The sequence below is a fragment of the Frankia sp. AgKG'84/4 genome (genome assembly GCF_023242965.2).
In the GTDB taxonomy this organism is placed as follows: Bacteria; Actinomycetota; Actinomycetes; order Frankiales; family Frankiaceae; genus Frankia.
The window spans coordinates 1-927 of the sequence record NZ_JALKFU020000856.1 but is presented as its reverse complement, the minus strand read 5'-3'; the positions used below and the strand labels follow the sequence as shown (position 1 = coordinate 927).

General features: G+C 77.6%; 1 protein-coding gene. It reads left to right on the top strand.

Annotated elements, in window-relative coordinates:
- Positions 1 to 927 (top strand): glycosyltransferase family 4 protein (locus tag MXD58_RS25670; RefSeq protein WP_250610263.1); only part of this gene is annotated, 927 nt, incomplete at both ends.

Genomic DNA, 927 nt, shown 5'->3' with positions numbered 1-927 from the left:
CGGTCGGCTACGTCACCCGGGAGGCGCTGCAACGGCGCTACCCGCCGGCGGCCAACGCCCTCACCGCCCACTACGCCTACGGCCGCCTCGGGCCCGAGGACTTCACCCCCGCCGCCCGGCCGCTGCCGACCCGCCCACCGGTCCCGGCGACGCTGGTGACCATCGGCTCGCAGGACCGCCGTTACAAGGGGCACGATGTGCTGCTCGAAGCGGTCGGCTTGCTGGACGGCTGGGGGCACCGGGTGCGGGCGGTCATCGTCGGCACCGGGCGGCATCACGACGAGCTCCTGCGCGCCGCCCGGCGGTCCGCGCTGACCCCGATCGTCGAGTTCGTGCCGACGCTGGATCGGGCCGGCATCCGCGCCGTGCTCGACACGGCCGACCTGTTCGTCCTGCCGTCGCGGACCGAGGGCCTGCCGCGGGTGCTCATCGAGGCGATGGCCCGCGGCGTGCCGGCGATCGGCACGGCCGTCGGCGGCATTCCGGAACTGCTCGCGCCACAGGACCTCGTGCCCTCGGACGATCCGCTCGCGCTCGCCGTGCGCATCGCCGAGGTGCTGCTGCGGCCCGACCTGCTCGCGGTGATGTCGACCCGCAACCGGGCCGTCGCCGAGGACTACCGCGGCGACCGGATGGCCGCCCGGGCCAGGGCGTTCTACGCGGCGATCGCCGCCTGGGACGCCCCCGCCGCGGCCACCACCACCACCACCACCGCCGGACTGGAACCCGCGCCGCGCGGGGCCGACGAGAGGGCCACCGGGCGGGCGATGGACCCCGCCGGGGCGCTGCGTCCCGCCGTCCCCCTGCGCCGCACCGCGGCCCCCACCACAGCCCCGGCCACCACAGCCCCGGCCACCACAGCCCCGGCCACCACAGCCCCGGCCACCACAGCCCCGGCCACGGCAGCCCCGGCCACGGTTCCCGCGC